Annotated in this window: 18 protein-coding genes; 8 read left to right on the forward strand and 10 right to left on the reverse strand. The window is 59.8% G+C overall.

All coding sequences use genetic code 11. The features are described 5' to 3' along the window. Positions 1–60 precede the first annotated feature (60 nt). Positions 61–1602 carry a phosphoenolpyruvate carboxykinase gene (locus J4E42_RS15645; protein ID WP_008025058.1) on the forward strand — a complete coding sequence of 514 codons (1542 nt, stop codon included), beginning with the start codon at positions 61–63 and terminating at the stop codon, positions 1600–1602. Positions 1603–1806: 204 nt separating this feature from the next. On the opposite strand, the gene J4E42_RS15650 is transcribed toward J4E42_RS15645, so the two are convergent. The 4 genes from J4E42_RS15650 to J4E42_RS15665 all read right to left on the reverse strand — a co-directional run bounded on the left by J4E42_RS15650 (position 1807) and on the right by J4E42_RS15665 (position 4273). After that, the gene (locus J4E42_RS15650; RefSeq protein WP_008040147.1) at positions 1807–2661 is read right to left on the reverse strand and encodes an EamA family transporter; all 855 of its coding nucleotides are present in this window, start codon (positions 2659–2661) and stop codon (positions 1807–1809) included. A gap of 43 nt (positions 2662–2704) precedes the next feature. Next, the gene (locus J4E42_RS15655; protein ID WP_008025055.1) at positions 2705–3058 is read right to left on the reverse strand and encodes a DUF1493 family protein; all 354 of its coding nucleotides are present in this window, start codon (positions 3056–3058) and stop codon (positions 2705–2707) included. A gap of 221 nt (positions 3059–3279) precedes the next feature. Next, positions 3280–3576, reverse strand: coding sequence for a hypothetical protein (locus tag J4E42_RS15660; protein WP_008025053.1), 297 nt, complete (start codon positions 3574–3576; stop codon positions 3280–3282). Positions 3577–3997: 421 nt separating this feature from the next. Continuing rightward, the gene (locus tag J4E42_RS15665) at positions 3998–4273 is read right to left on the reverse strand and encodes a hypothetical protein (RefSeq protein ID WP_207285585.1); all 276 of its coding nucleotides are present in this window, start codon (positions 4271–4273) and stop codon (positions 3998–4000) included. 298 nt (positions 4274–4571) lie between these two features. On the opposite strand from J4E42_RS15665, the gene J4E42_RS15670 reads away from it, so the two are divergent. The 4 genes from J4E42_RS15670 (at position 4572) to J4E42_RS15685 (ending at position 9317) form a co-directional block, all read left to right on the forward strand. Beyond that, on the forward strand, positions 4572–5075 hold the full coding sequence (locus J4E42_RS15670; protein WP_008040133.1) for a hypothetical protein: 504 nt from the start codon (positions 4572–4574) through the stop codon (positions 5073–5075). Positions 5076–5362: 287 nt separating this feature from the next. Continuing rightward, positions 5363–7297 (forward strand): ATP-dependent DNA helicase RecQ, encoded by a 1935-nt coding sequence (locus tag J4E42_RS15675; RefSeq protein ID WP_207285586.1) that lies wholly within the window; start codon positions 5363–5365, stop codon positions 7295–7297. Between the two features lie 238 nt (positions 7298–7535). After that, positions 7536–8762 carry a 3-hydroxyacyl-CoA dehydrogenase gene (locus J4E42_RS15680; protein ID WP_207285587.1) on the forward strand — a complete coding sequence of 409 codons (1227 nt, stop codon included), beginning with the start codon at positions 7536–7538 and terminating at the stop codon, positions 8760–8762. Positions 8763–8897: 135 nt separating this feature from the next. Next, a complete protein-coding gene (locus J4E42_RS15685) occupies positions 8898–9317 on the forward strand; it encodes a thioesterase family protein (protein ID WP_207285588.1) in 420 nt (139 codons plus the stop codon). A 70-nt stretch (positions 9318–9387) separates the two neighbouring features. Here the strand turns inward: J4E42_RS15685 and J4E42_RS15690 are convergent, their stop codons facing one another. The 4 genes from J4E42_RS15690 to J4E42_RS15705 form a co-directional block, all read right to left on the reverse strand. After that, positions 9388–9873 (reverse strand): glycine zipper domain-containing protein, encoded by a 486-nt coding sequence (locus J4E42_RS15690; RefSeq protein WP_008025043.1) that lies wholly within the window; start codon positions 9871–9873, stop codon positions 9388–9390. A gap of 349 nt (positions 9874–10222) precedes the next feature. Further along, positions 10223–12571: an FdhF/YdeP family oxidoreductase gene (locus J4E42_RS15695; protein ID WP_207285589.1), complete on the reverse strand. Its 2349-nt coding sequence runs from the start codon at positions 12569–12571 to the stop codon at positions 10223–10225. Beyond that, positions 12568–13407, reverse strand: a complete 840-nt coding sequence (fdhD, locus tag J4E42_RS15700; protein ID WP_207285590.1) for a formate dehydrogenase accessory sulfurtransferase FdhD — start codon at positions 13405–13407, stop codon at positions 12568–12570. Before fdhD ends, J4E42_RS15695 begins: the two co-directional genes overlap by 4 nt. Before the next feature lie 95 nt (positions 13408–13502). Then, the gene (locus tag J4E42_RS15705) at positions 13503–14390 is read right to left on the reverse strand and encodes a LysR family transcriptional regulator (RefSeq protein WP_207285591.1); all 888 of its coding nucleotides are present in this window, start codon (positions 14388–14390) and stop codon (positions 13503–13505) included. Between the two features lie 135 nt (positions 14391–14525). Here J4E42_RS15705 and lysM point away from each other — a divergent pair, with 135 nt between their 5' ends. Continuing rightward, the gene (gene lysM / locus J4E42_RS15710; protein WP_207285592.1) at positions 14526–14966 is read left to right on the forward strand and encodes a peptidoglycan-binding protein LysM; all 441 of its coding nucleotides are present in this window, start codon (positions 14526–14528) and stop codon (positions 14964–14966) included. A 124-nt stretch (positions 14967–15090) separates the two neighbouring features. On the opposite strand, the gene yrfG is transcribed toward lysM, so the two are convergent. Further along, complete coding sequence (gene yrfG, locus J4E42_RS15715) at positions 15091–15753, reverse strand: GMP/IMP nucleotidase (protein ID WP_207285593.1); 663 nt, start codon at positions 15751–15753, stop codon at positions 15091–15093. Between the two features lie 90 nt (positions 15754–15843). Between yrfG and nudE the strand changes: the two genes are divergently transcribed. Beyond that, positions 15844–16410 carry an ADP compounds hydrolase NudE gene (gene nudE / locus J4E42_RS15720; RefSeq protein WP_008040117.1) on the forward strand — a complete coding sequence of 189 codons (567 nt, stop codon included), beginning with the start codon at positions 15844–15846 and terminating at the stop codon, positions 16408–16410. Then, positions 16407–17234, forward strand: coding sequence for a 3'(2'),5'-bisphosphate nucleotidase CysQ (gene cysQ / locus J4E42_RS15725; protein ID WP_008040116.1), 828 nt, complete (start codon positions 16407–16409; stop codon positions 17232–17234). The genes nudE and cysQ overlap by 4 nt, the downstream gene beginning before the upstream one ends. Positions 17235–17363: 129 nt before the next feature. On the opposite strand, the gene J4E42_RS15730 is transcribed toward cysQ, so the two are convergent. Beyond that, the gene (locus tag J4E42_RS15730; RefSeq protein ID WP_207285594.1) at positions 17364–17819 is read right to left on the reverse strand and encodes a thioesterase domain-containing protein; all 456 of its coding nucleotides are present in this window, start codon (positions 17817–17819) and stop codon (positions 17364–17366) included. Positions 17820–17842 lie beyond the last annotated feature (23 nt).

A 17842-nucleotide genomic window follows, 5' to 3' on the forward strand; every position in this document is an offset into this window, starting at 1 on the left:
TGCACGACTTTCTACTACAAAACGTTTGGAGCACTCGGCCACTGGCCGACGGGGAACCTCATGACGCAAGCCAATAACGCCGTGTACACCGATCTGAGTGTTGATGATCTGGTTAAAGAAGCCCTGAATCGCGGTGAAGGCGAGCTTGCCGATACCGGCGCGCTGGTTGTTCGCACCGGTCACCGTACCGGTCGCTCGCCAGTCGATCGTTTCATCGTTGAAGAGCCGACCACCCAGGCCGCTATCGCCTGGGGCCCGATCAACCGCAAGTTCCCGGCCGACAAGTTCGATGCCCTGTGGGCTCGCGTCGAGGCCTTCAACAACGCGCAAGATCATTTCGTTTCCCACGTGCATGTAGGCGCGGCCGAAGATCACTACCTGGCCGTGAAGATGACCACCCAGACTGCCTGGCAGAACCTGTTCGGTCGTTGCCTGTTCATCAACCCGGCCCAGTACAACCCGGCGGGTCGTGCAGAGTGGCAAGTGCTCAACGTTGCCAACTTCGAGTGCGTGCCAGAGCGTGACGGCACCAACTCCGACGGTTGCGTGATCATCAACTTCGCACAGAAGAAAGTGCTGATCGCCGGCATGCGTTACGCCGGTGAAATGAAGAAAGCCATGTTCTCGGTGCAGAACTTCCTGCTGCCAGCTGCCGACGTGCTGCCGATGCACTGCGCCGCCAACATCGGCGAAGCGGGCGACGTGACCCTGTTCTTTGGCCTGTCCGGCACCGGTAAAACCACCCTGTCGGCCGACGAAAGCCGTTACCTGATCGGTGACGACGAACACGGCTGGGGCGAAGGCGTTGTCTTCAACATCGAAGGCGGTTGCTATGCCAAGTGCATCGACCTGTCCGAGAAGAACGAGCCGGTCATCTGGAAAGCCATCAAGCACGGCGCAGTCCTGGAAAACGTCGTGATCGACGACGCCAAGCACGCCGACTACGCCGATGTCAGCCTGACCCAGAACAGCCGCGCCGCCTACCCGCTGGAGCACGTTGCCAAGCGTTCCGAGAAGAACCTCGGTGGCGAGCCAAACGCTGTGATCTTCCTGACCTGCGACCTGACCGGCGTACTGCCACCAGTGTCGATCCTCAGCGAAGAACAAGCGGCCTACCACTTCCTGTCCGGCTACACCGCACTGGTGGGCTCGACCGAAATGGGTTCCGGCAGCGGCATCAAGTCGACCTTCTCCACCTGCTTCGGCGCACCGTTCTTCCCGCGTCCGGCCGGCGAATACGCAGAACTGCTGATCAAGCGCATCCGCGGCTTCGGCTCCAAGGTCTACCTGGTCAACACCGGCTGGACCGGCGGCGGCTACGGCGTCGGCAAACGCTTCAACATCCCGACCACTCGCGGCGTCATCGCAGCGATCCAGAGTGGCGCGTTGATCGGTGCTGAAACCGAACACCTCGACACCATCAACCTCGACGTGCCACTGGCCGTACCGGGCGTTGAAACTGGCCTGTTGAACCCACGTAACACCTGGGCTGACAAGGCTGCTTACGATGAAGCGGCTAAAGCACTGGCCGGGTTGTTTGTTGAGAACTTCAAGAAGTTCGAAGTGAGCGACGCGATCAAGGCTGCTGGGCCGAAGTTGTAAGATTGGTTTGATGTAATGAAAAAGCCGCCCTTTGGGGCGGCTTTTTTGTGGGTAACGCATTACCTGTAGGAGCCAGCTTGCTGGCGATAAACCCAAGTGCGCCGCGTTTATCCAGACAGCACGCGTTATCGTTAACCACCATCGCCAGCAAGCTGGCTCCTACAGGTATTGGATTCCGTAAGGTGCCTTTTTTGTGGGGACGGCTCAGGTTTTCAGGTGCAAAACGAACGCGCCCACCAACACCAGAACCACGCCAAGCACCTGTAACTTTGCCAGCCTTTCCTTGAAGAATACGTATCCCAGAATCGCCGCGATTCCTCCGGACAGTGTGCTGATCACCGTTACCACCGAAACCGATCCTGCCACCGCGCCCCAGGCGAAAGAAGAAAACCCACCCAGGTTCATCAAGCTGGCGCCGGTCAGCGTCATGCAGTTTTTCAACGGTGGGATTTTCAGTCCGTCCTCGATCCTCAGGACGATAACCACCAGCACGATCAGACCAACCAGATAGGCGAGCCAAAGCATCGTTACCGGACCAAGGACCGGAAGCACAAAGTGGCCTTGCAGCCAGAAACTGGTGCCATAGAAAAGGGCGGCCAACAGTGCGTAGGCGATCGAGCTGCTGGCTTGAGTGGTGTGTGGGATTTTCGAGTCGGAATGAATGCTGGAGAGAATCACCCCGATCACGCACAGAGCAATGCAAAGCAGCTGAATCAGGCTGATCTGCTCACCTCCGGCCCAGGACAGCAACGTCGTCACAACGCCATAAGAAGTTACCAGCGGCGCGACGATAGACGCTTTGCCGAGGGCAAAGGCTTTGGACAACGCGAGGGCACCAGACACCGTCAGCACGGCGGCGACAACGCCGAACAGCCAGACAGTGAGTGACGCCGATATCGATTTGAGGATGAACGCGGGGAAGGCAATCAACAGCAGGCTCATGATGCTGAACCCCAGCGCCTGACCGAAATACACCGCGCGTTTGACGCCCACTGCGCGGGCATTCAACCCCACCAGAAAATCCGTGCCGCCCCACAGTAAGGCGGCGAGTAAACCCATCAGTACGTCCACGCTATGTCCTTATAGGTGTGTGCTGCGGACGTTAGAAGCCTTCCAGCGTCTGAGTGTCCCAGCGTCGGGCCTTGATGGCCTGGTAGAGCATGCCGATGGTAAGCGGGACTTTGTCGCCACGCCCCTTGGCCCTGCGTTTGAGGAAGACATCGTAGCCTTCGGGTTGGAAGTAGCGATAGGCGTCGTAATCGATGAGGTCGATGGCGAACTGTTCTTCCAGTGCTTCCATCAGGTTTTGAGCATCGGCACCGTCGCAGCCCAGGTCGAAGTTGATCGAGGTGGTGAGGCTGATGGTTTTGCGTTCGGGCAGGCCGAGTTCCTCGTGCAGCAGCTGCATGAGCAGGTGCATGGTTTGGTCGTCGGGGAAGTTGGAGGCGAGGTTCATTCGGGGGGGCGTCCGGTTGGGCTTGGGCGGATCTTATTGGTCGTCAGGTGTGGTGGGAAGGGCAGGAGCAGATTGTGACGGATTGTCTTCCCGGTATTTGGCGAGCACTTTCTCTCGCGCAGGAAGTGGAGTGACGAGGTCCTCTGGTGACGTATCGAATCCTGCGAGGCGCAGGCAAGCCGGCTCCCACAAGGGGGCGGCTTACCTATTAGCGCTTAGCGTCAGGCAGGCGCTTTCCAGCCCATCATGCGTTGTTGGGCGACTTTGAGTAGGTCGCAGCCATCCTGGGTCAGGAGGTAGAGCGCGTGGGTGATGTGGGGGATATCTTCTAGATCGCCTTGCTCGAAGCTTTGGCAGTGCAGGGTTCGGAGCAGTTCGCTGGAGGCTCGGATGCGCTGGAGGGCGGCTTCGAGGATGTCTTGCGGGTTGGCTTCTGTGTCGATGATCAGGGGTGGGGAATCGGTGAGGTTGGTTTGGAGTGGGCGGTAGCGATCGGTGAGCGGGTTCCAGGTATTCATTTGAATTTTCTCTTTTATGTAGCTGAAGACCCGCCACTATCGTGACCAAACGATGGGTGGCGGACTGTGTTCAGGTTGGTCAACCAGGGAGAGAAAACCCGGGTACGCAGAAGCGTCCCAAACACAGCCGCCATAAAGCGTGCCGACACAAAAGAAGTCGGCAGCATACAAGGGCATGCATAAGTTTTCTCTCAAATTCAGGTGACCAAACCTGAGTCGCTGAATTGGCAGCGACAGTCCGACTATAGATTCGAGCCACCGGTTGGCGATAGGCGACAAGGTGTCTTGTGTTGTAGGACCGGGAGGAAGCTTTGATAGGGCGTTGCCTACGGAGTTATCCCCAGCCGAAATTTTTAGTCAGGTACACCGCGTTATCGTTCTTCGCGGGCGAGCCTCGCTCCTACAGAAGGGGTGGTGGGCATTAGCCGGCGGTGAGTTTTGGGAGGCGTTGGCGGGCGATTTCGAGGAGTTCGTTGCCGTCCTGGGTCAGCAGGTAGAGGGCGTTGACGATGTTGGGGATGTCGCTTGCGTCTGCCTGTTTGAAGCACAGGCAATACAGGGTTTCGAGCAGGTCGCTGGCGGCGTGGATGCGTTGGCGGGCGGCGTCGAGGATTTCGTGTGGGTCGGCCTCGGTGTCGATGACCAGGACCGGGGTGTCGCTGTAGCTGCTTTTGAGGGGGCGGTAGCGATCTTGCATCGAGGGGCAGTCCTTTGGGAAGTCGGGCAGGCCGACACACTGTTTCAGCCGCGCCGAAAACTATGAAGGGGACGGCGGGCTGCGGCAATACAGCCGCAATCGACAGAGTGTGTAGGGGATTTACTGGTCTTCGGGCATTGGCCCTACGTGATTCCCGAGGTTTTTTTCACCGAAACCCCTACTGGTGAAATTTCCTACGTGTTTATCAGGCGCGGCGCAGTAAACCTCTGTATGGTGCGCGCCAGAATCTGTAGGGCATTTCGAAAATGCCTGGTTAGGCACTTAAAGGGAATTAGGTATGCAGTGGCTACGTATGGCCTCGGTTTTGTTGTTGTGGGCGGGTGTTTGTCGTTTGACGGGCGCGGCCGACGCTGGCAGTTCGATGATGCTGGCCAACATGGCCCGTACCGGTTGGCCGGACGCCCTCACCACGCAGGCGAACATGGACACCGCGTCCCGTGCGGAGGTGTTGATGTTCGGCAAGGCGTTGCTGGCCAGCGAATCGCTGGACGAGCAGGGGCTGAAACAGCGTCTGGGCGTGCAGGCATTGAAGCTCAAGTCTGTGCGACAAGTGCGTGACGGGTTGTGGGATAGGTTGCTGACCACCTACCGCAACGCCAGTCAGAACTGCGACGGCGAACCGTTCTGCCCGCGTGTGCGAAGCGTCGCTGATTTGCGTCAGTTGGCGGCGGCGTTCACCGGCGAAATCAGCCCGGCCCATGCGGTGTGGGCGAGCAAGAGCCAGGTGTTTCATGAGCAGATGTTGAATGAACAGCTGCGGGTTGCGGTGTTGGTGCCCTGAAGGGATCAACCATGATTTTTTGGTGAGGCTGCAGGCCTCATCGCTGGCAAGCCAGCTCCTACAAGGGGCAGGTGCGCCTATAAAATCGCTGTCCGCCGAAGCCCAACTGTAGGAGCTGGCTTGCCAGCGATGGCGATCTACCGGTCGCCATATTCCTCAACCCCCGCAATCCCCTCCGCGCCATCCGCTGTATCATCCCGTATCGTTTTTGCCCCCGACCTTTTCTCGACTCGCTGCGATCACCGGCTAGGCTTTGGGCTTCGCAGCGGTCAACGGAGTGACAGCTTATGCACAACACCCTGGAACAGGTTTTCGGTTATCCACAGTTTCGACCCGGCCAGGAGGCGGTGGTCAGCGCGGTGATGGCCGGGCGCTCGGCGGCGGCGATTTTCCCCACGGGTTCAGGCAAGTCCCTGTGTTACCAGATGTCGGCGGTGTTGCTGCCGCACCTGACGCTGGTGGTCTCGCCGCTGCTCGCGTTGATGCAGGATCAATTGGCGTTTCTGCAGCGCCATGGCATTTCGGCAGGCAGTATCGATTCGGCTCAAAGCCGCGATGACGCCGGTGACGTGATGGCCCGCGCCAAGTCCGGCGAATTGAAGATTCTGATGATTTCCGTGGAGCGCCTGAAGAACGAGCGCTTCCGCAATTTCTTGCAGCAAGTGCCCATCTCGCTGCTGGTGGTGGACGAGGCGCATTGCATCTCGGAGTGGGGTCATAACTTCCGCCCCGACTACCTCAAACTTCCAGATTACCAGCGCCAGTTCAACATCCCTCAGGCGTTGTTGCTGACCGCCACCGCGACCCCGAAAGTGATCGCGGACATGGAGGCGAAATTCGCCATTGCCCCGCATGACGTGGTGACCACCGGTTTCTACCGGCCGAACCTCAACTTGTTGGTGGAACCGGTGCGTGGTCAGGACAAACGCCGACGCTTGGTCGAATGGATGAGCGAGCGTCCCAACCAGCCGAGCATCGTCTACGTCACGCTGCAGAAAACCGCTGAACACATCGCTGAGCACTTGGATCGCAACGGTATTCAGGCCGAGGCCTATCACGCCGGTTTACCCCACGAACAACGCGAAGCCATTCAGAAACGATTCATGGGTGGCCAGTCCAATTGCATCGTCGCCACCATCGCCTTCGGCATGGGCATCGACAAGAGCGACATCCGCAACGTGGTGCATTTCGACCTGCCCAAATCCATCGAAAACTACAGCCAGGAAATTGGTCGCGCCGGGCGTGACGGTCAGCCATCGGACTGCCTGGTACTGGCCAACCGCGACAGCCTCAACGTGCTGGAAAATTTCGTCTACGGCGACACGCCGGAGCTGGAAGGCATCCGTCATGTGCTCGACGAATTGCAAGCCGCCGTGCCCGAGGGGCATTGGGAGTTTCTGCTAGGGCCGTTGGCCGATCAGAGCAACATTCGCCAGTTGCCGCTCAAGACCTTGCTGGTGCAATTGGAGCTGCGCGGGATCATCGCCCCGCGTTACGCCTATTACGCTGAATATCGCTTCAAGTATTTGCTGGAGCCGGAAGACTTGCTGGCCCGCTTCGAGGGCGAGCGCAAGGATTTCGTCGCGGCCATCATCCAGACCTCCAGCCGCGCGCGGACCTGGGCGACGGTGAATTTCGATGCGTTGTACGAGCAGCATCAAGCCGAGCGCAATCGGGTGGTCAAGGCGCTGGATTACTTCCAGGAAAAGGGTTGGGTCGAGCTGGAAAGCAAGCAGATGACCGAGGTCTACAGCCTGCTGCAAACGGCATTCGACATTCAGGCGCTGAGTGCCGAACTGCATGATTGTTTCACTCGGCACGAACGCACCGAGATTGCGCGGATTCACGCCATGCTGGACCTGTTCGCCACTGACCACTGCCTGGGTCATCGCCTGGCCGAATACTTCGGTGACGAAAACTCGCCGCAGCAGTGCGGGCATTGTTCGGTGTGTCACGGACACGTGGCGCGGCTGCCCGCACCGCCGGAGTTGCCGGCGCTTGTGGATAAAAACTTCGAGGCGCTGTGTGGTGGTTTTATCCACAGGCACGAGCAGCACACCGGCGGCATTCCTCCCGCTGAGCGGGTGACACGGTTTCTGTGCGGGATCAGTGTGCCGCTGTTCACCAAGCTCAAGGCTCGGTCGATTCCGGGGTTTGCGGCGCTGGAAGAGTATCCGTATGGCGAAGTACGGACTTGGGTTGAGCAACACCTCTCAGGCTGACCCGTACCCCTGTAGGAGCCGGCTTGCTGGCGATGAGGCCATCAGCCATTGCGGTGACCTTGGGGGCGCCTTCGCGGGCAAGTCGAATCGTCGCACCGCTCGCTCCTACAGGGATGTCAGTGTCTGGCGGACGTGCATCCATCCGCTGAATGTCCCCCATCACAGGAATAAATTTCAAAAAAGCCGGGTGGCTGACTATGGTGGGGTCTGTCTTTGGATCGCCAATAAGAGAACAACTATGAGCCAGACACCGTTCAACATTCAGCGCGCTGCCGTCATCGGTGCGGGCACCATGGGCCGTGGCATTGTCATGTGCCTGGCGAATGCCGGGGTGCCGGTGCAGTGGGTCGATAACAATCCGCAGATGCTTGAGCAGGCACTGGCCACCGTGGCTGAGACCTATGCGCACAACGTGCGGCAGGGAAGGATTGATCAGGCTGAAGCGGATGCGCGCATTGCACGGGTCACGGCGGCTGCCGATTACGCAGCGATCCGCGAGGTCGATCTGGTGATCGAGGCGGTTTACGAAAACCTCGAGCTCAAGCAGAGAATCTTCCGCGAGCTGGATGGCCTGCTCAAGCCCGAAGCCATACTAGCCAGCAACACGTCGGCGCTGGATATCGACGCCATTGCTGCCGCCACCCGCCGCCCGAAACAAGTCCTGGGCCTGCACTTCTTCAGCCCGGCGCACATCATGAAACTGCTGGAAATCGTTCGTGGCGCACAGACTTCACCGGCGGTGCTGGAAGCCGCGCTGGACCTGGGCAAGCGCATGGGCAAGGTCAGTGTGGTATCGGGCAACTGCGAGGGCTTCATTGGCAACCGCATGCTCAAAACCTACGTGCTGGAAGCACGCAAGATGCTGCTTGAAGGCGCTTACCCCTATCAGGTGGATGCGGCGTTGCAGGGGTTCGGTTTCGCCATGGGGCCGTTCCGCATGTACGACGTGGTTGGTATCGACCTCGAATGGCGGGCTCGGGAGCTGGCGGGCAAGGGGCAGGATGCGCCGCAGGTTCAAGTGGATAACCGCCTGTGCGAACTGGGCCGTTTCGGGCAGAAGAGTGGCAACGGCTATTACCACTACGAAGCGGGCAGTCGCCAGGCTGAGCACGATGTGCAGGTGGATGCGCTGGTGCTGGAGGTCAGCGAAGGATTGGGTTTCCAGCGTCGCGAGATCGGGCCTGAGGAGATTCTGGAGCGCTGCTTGCTGGCACTGGTCAACGAGGGGGCGAAGATTCTTCAGGAAGGGATTGCGGCGTCGGCGCATGACATCGATCTGGTTTACCTCAACGGTTATGGTTTTCCGGCGGACAAGGGCGGGCCGATGGCCTGGGCGGATCAGCAGGGGTTGGTGGATATTCATCAGCGGCTACTGCAGCTGGAAACCAAACAGGGTGACCACTGGCAGCCGGCGCGGTTGATTGGGGAGTTGGCGGTGGTGGGCAAGGGGTTTGCTGATCGGTAAGTGGTGTATTGACCGTGGTGGCGCCATCGCTGGCAAGCCAGCTCCTACAAGGTCCTCGCTATCCTGTAGGAGCTGGCTTGCCAGCGATGATAGCGACACGGTCTACTGGCCATCCAACTTCAGGAACCGACGCTGATGCCCCAACGCACCGACTACCCGCACTTCCAGCCCATCACCACGCGCTGGCACGACAACGATGCCTACGGTCACGTCAACAACGTCACCTACTACAGTTTCTTCGACACGGCGGTGAACACCTACCTGATCGAAGTCGGCGGCCTGGATATTCATGACGGCGAAGTCGTGGGTTTTGTGGTGAGTTCGGCTTGCGATTATTTTGCTTCAATCGCTTTCCCCGACCGGATCGAGATCGGTTTGCGCGTGGGCAAGTTGGGCAACAGTTCGGTGCAATACGAATTGGCGGTGTTCAAGGCCGGTGAAGACGAAGCCTGCGCCGCGGGGCGTTTCGTGCATGTGTTTGTGGATCGGGTGTCGAATCAGCCCGTGGCGATTCCTGCCGGGTTGCGCGGTGCGCTGGAGCGATTGGCGGTTTGAGGGGCAAAAAAAATCGCAGCCCTTGGGCTGCGATTTTTTTGAACTACCGGTAAACGAGGCGATTCAAGCCTCAGTCGTGATAGCGATGTTTGTGCTTGCGGTGGCCATAAGCATGGCCGCGGCCCGGATGGTCATCCCGGTAATAGCGACGATCACCATGACCGCGATAGGAACGACGATCATCGTCATCATCATCGCTTTTGTTGCCCATGTAGTTACCCAGCGCGCCACCGGCGCCGCCGCCTGCTGCGGAGCCGATCAGGCTGCCGGTGGTGCCGCCCATGCTGCGGCCGACCACGTTACCGCCTGCTGCGCCCAACGCACCGCCAATGGCCGCTTCGCCACGGCTGCGTTTGTCTGCGCCGACTGCGCTACCACCCGCGCCGCCCAGGGCCGCGCCAATGGTTGAACCTGTGTTGCCGCCTAGCGATTGACCGACGACCGAGCCCAAAACCCCGCCCAATGCGCCGCCCACACCTGCTTCGGTGGTGCCTCCGGCAGAAGCGAAGCCACTGACCAGGCCAAGGGACAACAAGAGAATCGAGGAGAACTTCATTTGAGGAACCTCAAGGGGATGACGGCGCGATCCTGAGGCTGTGTCGTAAGGCTGACAATCGAAATCCGACGAGTAACACGACTTCAGCACATTTCTATAAGTTACTGTTTTTTAGCTGGAACTTAAGTGTTTTTCGCCGGTCTTTAGTTACTTCGGAATGGCCGTTTTTGTGAAAAAACGGCCTTTTTTGTGGGCGATTGGAAAGTGCCGAAGGGAGTTGCTCATGTGTTGTCATGTGGGACGCCTTCGCGGGCAAGCCTCGCTCCTACAGGTTTTGCCGTGACCGTGAGATCACTACTGATCTGTAGGAGCGAGGCTTGCCCGCGAAGAGGCCAGACCTGCTGCCGAGTTAAGCAGACTTCGCCAAAATCAACCCGATCTCACTCGCCGCTTCCAACCGGATCGCCACAAACTTCGACGTCGGCGTATGGCTGCCATCCCCAGTGCTCTCCAGCGGCACCAGCGGATTCACTTCCGGGTAATACGCTGCAGCCTGCCCCGCAGGAATATCAAACGCCAGCAGTGTGAAGCCTTTCACCCGACGCTCACGGCCATCATCCCAGATCGAAACGATGTCAGCCTTCTGCCCCGGTTTGAACCCCAGGCGAATAATATCCGCCTCGTTCACAAACAACACATCACGCTGACCTTTCACGCCGCGATAACGGTCGTCGAGGCCATAAATGGTGGTGTTGTACTGATCGTGGGAACGCATCGACTGCATGATCAGGTCCGGCAACACGCCTGTGGAGCGTGTGCGCTCGTGCACCAGATCCTTGGGCAGGACGTTTGCACGGAAATTCGCCCGGCCCGACGCGGTGTTCCAGCGGCGGGAACCGGCACTGTTGCCGAGGTAGAAGCCGCCCGGATTCTTGATCTTCTCGTTGAAGTCCTTGAAGCCCGGAATCGTATCGGCAATCAGGTCACGAATGCGCGAGTAATCGGCCACCAGCCAGTTCCAGTCCACCGGTTTGCTGCCCAGGGTCGCGGCGGCGATACCGGCGATGATCGCAGGCTCGGAGCGCATCTGGTTCGACAGCGCCTGCAACTGGCCGTTGGAGGCGTGGACCATGCTGAACGAATCTTCCACGGTCACCGCTTGCGGGCCTTCGGTCTGGATATCGATGTCGGTGCGGCCCAGGCACGGCAGGATCAGTGCTTCCTTGCCGTGAGCCAAATGGCTGCGGTTGAGCTTGGTGCTGATCTGTACGGTCAGGTCGCAGTTGCTCAGAGCCTGGAAGGTACGCGTGCTGTCCGGAGTGGCCTGGGCGAAGTTACCGCCCAGAGCGATGAACACTTTTGCACGACCTTCGGCCATGGCGTGGATCGCCTCGACCACGTTATGACCGTTTTCGCGCGGCACTTTGAACTGGAAGCGACGCTCCAGGGAATCGAGGAACGCCACCGGCGGACGCTCGTTGATGCCCATCGTGCGGTCGCCCTGCACGTTACTGTGGCCACGCACCGGGCACAGGCCAGCGCCGGGGCGGCCAATGTTGCCACGCAGCAGCATCAGGTTGGCGATTTCCTGGATGGTCGCGACCGAATGGCGATGTTGGGTGATACCCATCGCCCAGCACATGATCACGTTCTTGCCTTTGGCATACATGCGCGCCGCCTGCTCGATTTCCACGAGGGTCAGGCCGGACTGCTCGACGATCTGCTCCCACGGCGTATCGTCGATAGTGCCCAGGTACTCCAGCACGTTGACACTGTGTTCATTGAGGAAGTCGTGGTCGAACACGGCAGGCTCACCGGCTTTCTGCGCGTCGCGCTCCCATTGCAGCAGGAATTTCGCCATGCCGCGCAGTACCGCCATGTCGCCGCCCAAGGCCGGACGGAAATAGGCGGTGTTGGTCGGTTTGTCGCCGTTGGTGAGCATTTCGATCGGGTGTTGCGGGTGCTGGAAACGTTCCAGGCCGCGTTCTTTGAGCGGATTGATGCACACCACTTGCGCGCCACGTTTCACGGCTTCACGCAGCGGCTCGAGCATCCGTGGGTGGTTGGTGCCGGGGTTCTGGCCCCAGACGAAAATCGCATCGGCGTGTTCGAAGTCGTCGAAGGTCACGGTGCCTTTACCGACACCAACGCTCTGCGCCAACGCGACACCGCTGGCCTCGTGGCACATGTTCGAACAGTCGGGGAAATTATTGGTGCCATAGGCGCGCACGAACAATTGATAGAGGAAAGCCGCTTCATTGCTGGCACGTCCCGAGGTGTAGAACTCGGCTTGATCCGGGCTCGACAAACCGCGCAGATGCTTGGCAATCAGGGTGAAGGCGTCATCCCAGCTGATCGGTTGGTAGCGATCGGTTTCGGCGTTGTAGCGCATCGGCTCGGTCAGGCGCCCCTGATATTCGAGCCAGTAATCGCTTTGTTCCAGCAGCGAGGTGACGCTGTGTTTGACGAAGAATGCCGGGTTGACGGCCCGTTTGGTCGCTTCCCAGTTCACCGCTTTGGCGCCGTTCTCGCAGAACATCACCATGCCCTTTTCCGGCGAATCGCCCCAGGCGCAACCCGGGCAGTCGAAGCCGCCGTTCTGGTTGGTCTTGAGCATGATGCGCAGGTTTTTCAGCGCGTTGTCGCTGGTCAACCAGGCCTGGGCGACGCTGATCAGTGCGCCCCAGCCACCGGCTGGGCCCTTGTAGGGCTTGTAGCGGGGGACGGGTTTCTGGTCGGCTTGACGGTGTTGACTCACGCTTGATTCTCCAAAGCCGGGCTGTAGACCCGCGGCGCATTCTTCTGTGGCAGATGGATAAGGTTCAGGTTGTGACGACGGGCCCATTGCACGGCAAGGCCCGTGGGCGACGACAGGCTGACCAGGGTCTGGATGCCTGCGCGCAGTACTTTCTGGATCAATTCGAGGCTGCAACGACTGGTGACAATCGCCAGGCCGCCAGTGGTCGGGATCTTTTGCCGGATCAGCCCGCCAATCAGCTTGTCGAGCGCGTTGTGCCGGCCAATGTCTTCGCGGCCCAGCAGCAATTCACCTTTGGCGTTCATGAACACCGCCGCATGCACCGCGCCGCAATGCTGGCCGAGTGGCTGGAAAGCGCCGATACGCTGGCGCAAACCGTCGAGCCATTCGGCGGGCGGCAGTGGCGCACCGGGCAACACTTTGAGGTCTGGCAGAGCCTGTTCGACCGCTTCCACGCCGCAGAGCCCGCAACCGCTGGTGCCGGCCAGTTGCCGACGTTGCTGCTTGAGGTTCCAGAAGGCGCGGTTGGCGATGGTCACTTGCGCGTACTGCGCCGACCCCGAACCGCTCAGTTGCAGGTCATAAATGTCGGAGGCGTCTTCGATGATGCCGCTGCCGAGGCTGAAACCGACGATGAAGTCTTCCAGGTCCGTCGGCGTCACCAGCATCACTGCCTGACTGATACCGTTATAGGCAATCGCCAACGCAACTTCCTCGGCGAGCGCGGTGCTGGCCGATTCGGTGTATTGAAAATCGCTGTAACTGTACGTTTGGCTGGCGGCGGGCGCGGGCGTTTCGAGGGCTGGCGCCGCGCAAACAGGACGCTTGGCGTTCATGGGGGCATCACCGACGGTTTAGTCAGCTTTAAGCCTATGCGCGACAAGTTGTCGCGTCTAATCGCTATTACTGATCTGCCGATAGATGGCGTCGATCAAGAGCTTGCCATTGATTGTTGATAAATCGCGAAACAGGCCTCCGCCAACGCCGAGCGCGGTGCGCTGCGCCGCATGATCAGCCCCAGCCGGCCGAGGGTCTGGGCGTTTTCGATCGGTTGCAGGCGCAGATGGTCAGTCAGGTTTTCCAGGCCGCCTTCGAGCGGCATCACGGCGCAACACAACCCGCCATGAACAGCTTGTAACAGTTGATGCACGGCATCGGTTTGCAACAACGGCTGCGGAGTAAGGCCGCGGCTGTGGAAATTGTGGTCGATGGACTGGCGGAAATGCATGCCGCTGGTGAGCATGCCCAGTGGCAGTTCGATCAGCGATTCCCAGCTCAGCGGCGCCTCGCCGAACGTGAAGAAGCGCTGGTCGTAGAGCAGGCCCATGCGGGTTTCGCTGAACGCCAGGGAATCGAAACGTTCGGCGTCCAGACGCTCCAGGTACGACACGCCAAGATCCAGGCGATTGTTCGCCAGTTGTTCGAGGATCTGCTCGGAGCTCAGCGCCGAGAGTTCGAAGCGCAGGTTCGGGTGTTCGCCGTGCAAGCGTTGCATCAGCGGCAGCGGGTCGAAACTCGACAACGGCACCACGCCCAGCCGCAGCGTACCGACCAGGTTACCGCGACAGGCGGCGGCTTCGGCCTGCAAGCCGTCGTAGGCCGCGAGCACCGTGCGCGCCCACGCCAGCACCCGTTCGCCCGGCGCGGTGAAGCCTTCGAAGCGCTGGCCACGGTTGACCAACGGTAACTCGAGTTCTTCTTCAAGGCTGCGCAAGCGCATGGACAGGGTCGGCTGAGTGACGTGACAACGTGCAGCGGCCTGACCGAAATGCCGGGTTTCGTCGAGGGCGATGAGGAATTTCAGCTGCTTGATGTCCATCTTCGCTCCAGGGCGCGGGAAGGTCGGGATTCTAGCGCCTGGGGGCAAGCGGCGTCATTGGTCGGGTAGGAACCGGGTGTTGCAACCTTGGTCTAGGCTTTTGCGTCTGGAACCAAAAACCAAGGAGAGTGCACCATGAGTATTTTTAGCTTTGTGAAGGAAGCAGGCGAAAAGCTTATCGATTTGCTGACGCCGGGTAACGCCAATGCCAGCGAGCAGTTGAAGGAACACATCAGCAAGGTCGGCCTGGGCAATCCGAATGTGCAGGCGACGGTCGATGGCGACAAAGTCACGGTGACCGGTGAGGTGGCGACCCAGGAAGAGAAAGAAAAAATCCTGCTGGCCGTGGGCAATATCGCCGGTGTCGGCAGTGTGGATGATCAGATTGCGGTGACCGGGCCTGCGGTCGTCGCCGCGAAATTTGTCACGGTTGTGAAGGGCGACACCCTTAGCGCGATTTCCTTGCGTGTGTATGGCGATGCCAACAAGTATCAAAAAATCTTCGAAGCCAACAAGCCGATGCTCAAGGATGTGAACAAGATTTATCCGGGGCAGTCGTTGCGGATTCCTGAGTAGGGTTTAAGACCGTGTGATGGCTATCGCCGGCAAGCCAGCTCCTACAGGATTGAGTCGTACGCATTATTTGTGAACGACACAAAACCTGTAGGAGCCGGCTTGCCGGCGATGCAGGCGACTCGGTCTAAAGCCCTGCAATCAGCTCACGATAATCAACCACCGCCGCAAACTCCGCCGTGTCCTTCGGCCCCTTGCGGCTGTCCGGCTCCTTCACCGCCAACAAATGCGCGACCCCAAAATCCCGCGCACTGCGCAGGATCGACAACGTATCGTCGATAAACAGGCTGCGCGCCGGATCAAACCCGATATCCGCCTGCAATGCCTGCCAGAACTGCGGATTCTCTTTGGGAAAACCGTAATCATGCGAGCTGATCAACCGCTCGAAATACGGCGCCAGTTCAATTCGTTCCAGTTTCAGTGACAGCGAATCCCGGTGTGCATTGGTGATCATCACCACCCGCTTGCCGGCCTGCTTGATCGCCGCAAGGAACGTATCCGCGTCCGGGCGCAACGCGATCAGGTGTGCGGTTTCCAGTTTCAGCTCGCGCACCGACAGCTTCAGTTCGGCGCTCCAGAAATCCAGGCAATACCACTGCAACTGACCGGCATGGCGTTCAAACAGCGGCTGCAATTCCATCTCGGCCATGGCCCGGCTCACCCCGTGCAATTCGGCGTAACGCTGGGGCAAGTGTTCCAGCCAGAAATGGTTGTCGAAGTGCAGGTCCAGCAGCGTGCCGTCCATATCGAGCAGAACGGTGTCGATGTCTCGCCAGGGCAGCAGGGACATAAAAAACTTCTCCAGCGGTAAAAGAGATATCCGAGGTCAACAATCAGGATAGGCCGGGTATAGTAACGCGTTCACGCCAAGGAGCTTTTCATGCGCCAGAAACCCACCATCCTCGCCCGCGAGATTGTCGCCACCAGCCGCTTGTTCTGCGTCGAAGAGCTGAAATTGCGCTTTTCCAATGGCGTGGAGCGCACCTATGAGCGGCTGGTCGGCAAAGGCGCCGGGTATGGCGCGGTGATGATCGTGGCGATGCTCGACGCAGATCACGCGGTTCTGGTCGAGGAATATTGCGGCGGCACCGATGAATACGAGATGTCGCTGCCCAAAGGCTTGATCGAGCCGGGTGAAGACGTGCTGGCGGCGGCCGAGCGTGAGCTCAAGGAAGAAGCCGGGTATGGCGCGCGGCAACTGGAACACCTCACCGAGCTGTCCTTGTCGCCGGGTTACATGAGCCAGAAAATTCAGGTGGTGCTGGCCACCGATCTGTACGAAGAGCGGCTTGAAGGCGACGAGCCTGAACCGATGCGCGTGGACAAGATCAACCTGCGAGAGCTGTCGGCCCTGGCCCAGAACCCGAAATTCACCGAGGGCCGTGCCTTGGCGGCGCTGTACCTGACCCGAGATTTGCTGACTCAGCGCGGAGTGTTCCTGCCATGATTTTCCCTCATCCATTGATGGCGCCGGTGATTGAACTGGCATTGAAGGCTGGCGATGCGATCCTGCCGTTCTGGCGCACCGGCACGACCGTGACCGCCAAGGCCGACGATTCACCGGTCACCGCTGCCGACCTGGCCGCTCATCATCTGATTCTGGCCGGGCTGACCGCGCTGGACCCGAGCATCCCGGTGTTGTCCGAAGAAGATGCCAACATCCCGCAGAGCGTGCGCGCCGGCTGGCAGCGCTGGTGGCTGGTCGATCCGTTGGACGGCACCAAGGAGTTCATCTCCGGCAGCGAAGAATTTACCGTCAACATTGCGTTGATCGAGCAGGGGCGCGTGGTGTTTGGCGTGGTGTCGATGCCGACCAATGGGCGTTTCTACGTCGGTGGTGCCGGTCTGGGCGCGTGGCGTGGTGATAAGGACGCCGAGCCGCTGCCGATTCAGGTTCGCACCGTACCCGCCCCGGGCGAGGCCTTCACGGTCGTCGCCAGCCGTCGGCATTCGAGCCCTGAGCAAGAGCGCTTGCTCGCCGGGTTGAGCGACAGCTTGGGTGAGCTGCAACTGGCCAATATCGGCAGTTCGCTGAAGTTTTGTTTGTTGGCGGAAGGGGCGGCGGATTGTTACCCGCGTCTGGCGCCGACTTCGCAGTGGGATACGGCGGCGGCCCAGGGTGTGCTGGAAGGGGCGGGCGGTGAAGTGCTGGAGTTGAGTGGCGTGCCGTTCAGCTATCCGGCGCGGGAGTCTTTGCGGAACGCGTTTTTCCTGGCGCTGCCTGCAAAGGCTGCCTGGCGTGAAAAGTTGCTGGAACTGGCACGCGGCTAAGACCTTTCTTTGTGGGAGCGAGACCGGCTTGCCGGCGATGGCGGCGGGTCAGGCAACTACGATGTTGGCTGGACGGCCGCCATCGCCGGCAAGCCGGTCTCGCTCCCACAGGTTTTGTGGCGTTCCGGTTTACCGGTGCAGGACGTACTGCCCGGCAAACCTCACGGCGTCTTCATCGCTATCGGCATTCACAATCCGCGAATGCAGCGTCAACCGCGCTCTTCCATAGCGCTGATACATCGCCAGAAACTTCTTCCACACCGCCGCACTCGGCGCCTGGCAAATCGCGATCGCGTCCATGGTCACTGGCAGCGGATAGCTGATTTGCCCTTCGTGAATCACGATGTGCCCGTCTTCAATCCCTTCTTCGCGCAAACGCAAATGCAGCCAGCCCCAACCCGCCAGTACCGCGCCGCAGTACAGGCTGCCGCCGAACATGGTGCTCTTGTGATTGACGTTGGCTTCCAGCGGCAAGTGCAGGCGCAGTTGCTGGTCGTGCCAGTCGAGCACTTTGATGCCCATGGCTTGCGTCAGGGGAATGTCGCGGTGGAGGACTGATTCCAGGTGACGACTGTCGCGGTTCATGACGGGGCCTTTTGTTTGAAGAG

The sequence above is a fragment of the Pseudomonas sp. FW300-N2A2 genome (genome assembly GCF_017351735.1).
Taxonomy (GTDB): Bacteria; Pseudomonadota; Gammaproteobacteria; order Pseudomonadales; family Pseudomonadaceae; genus Aquipseudomonas; species Aquipseudomonas migulae.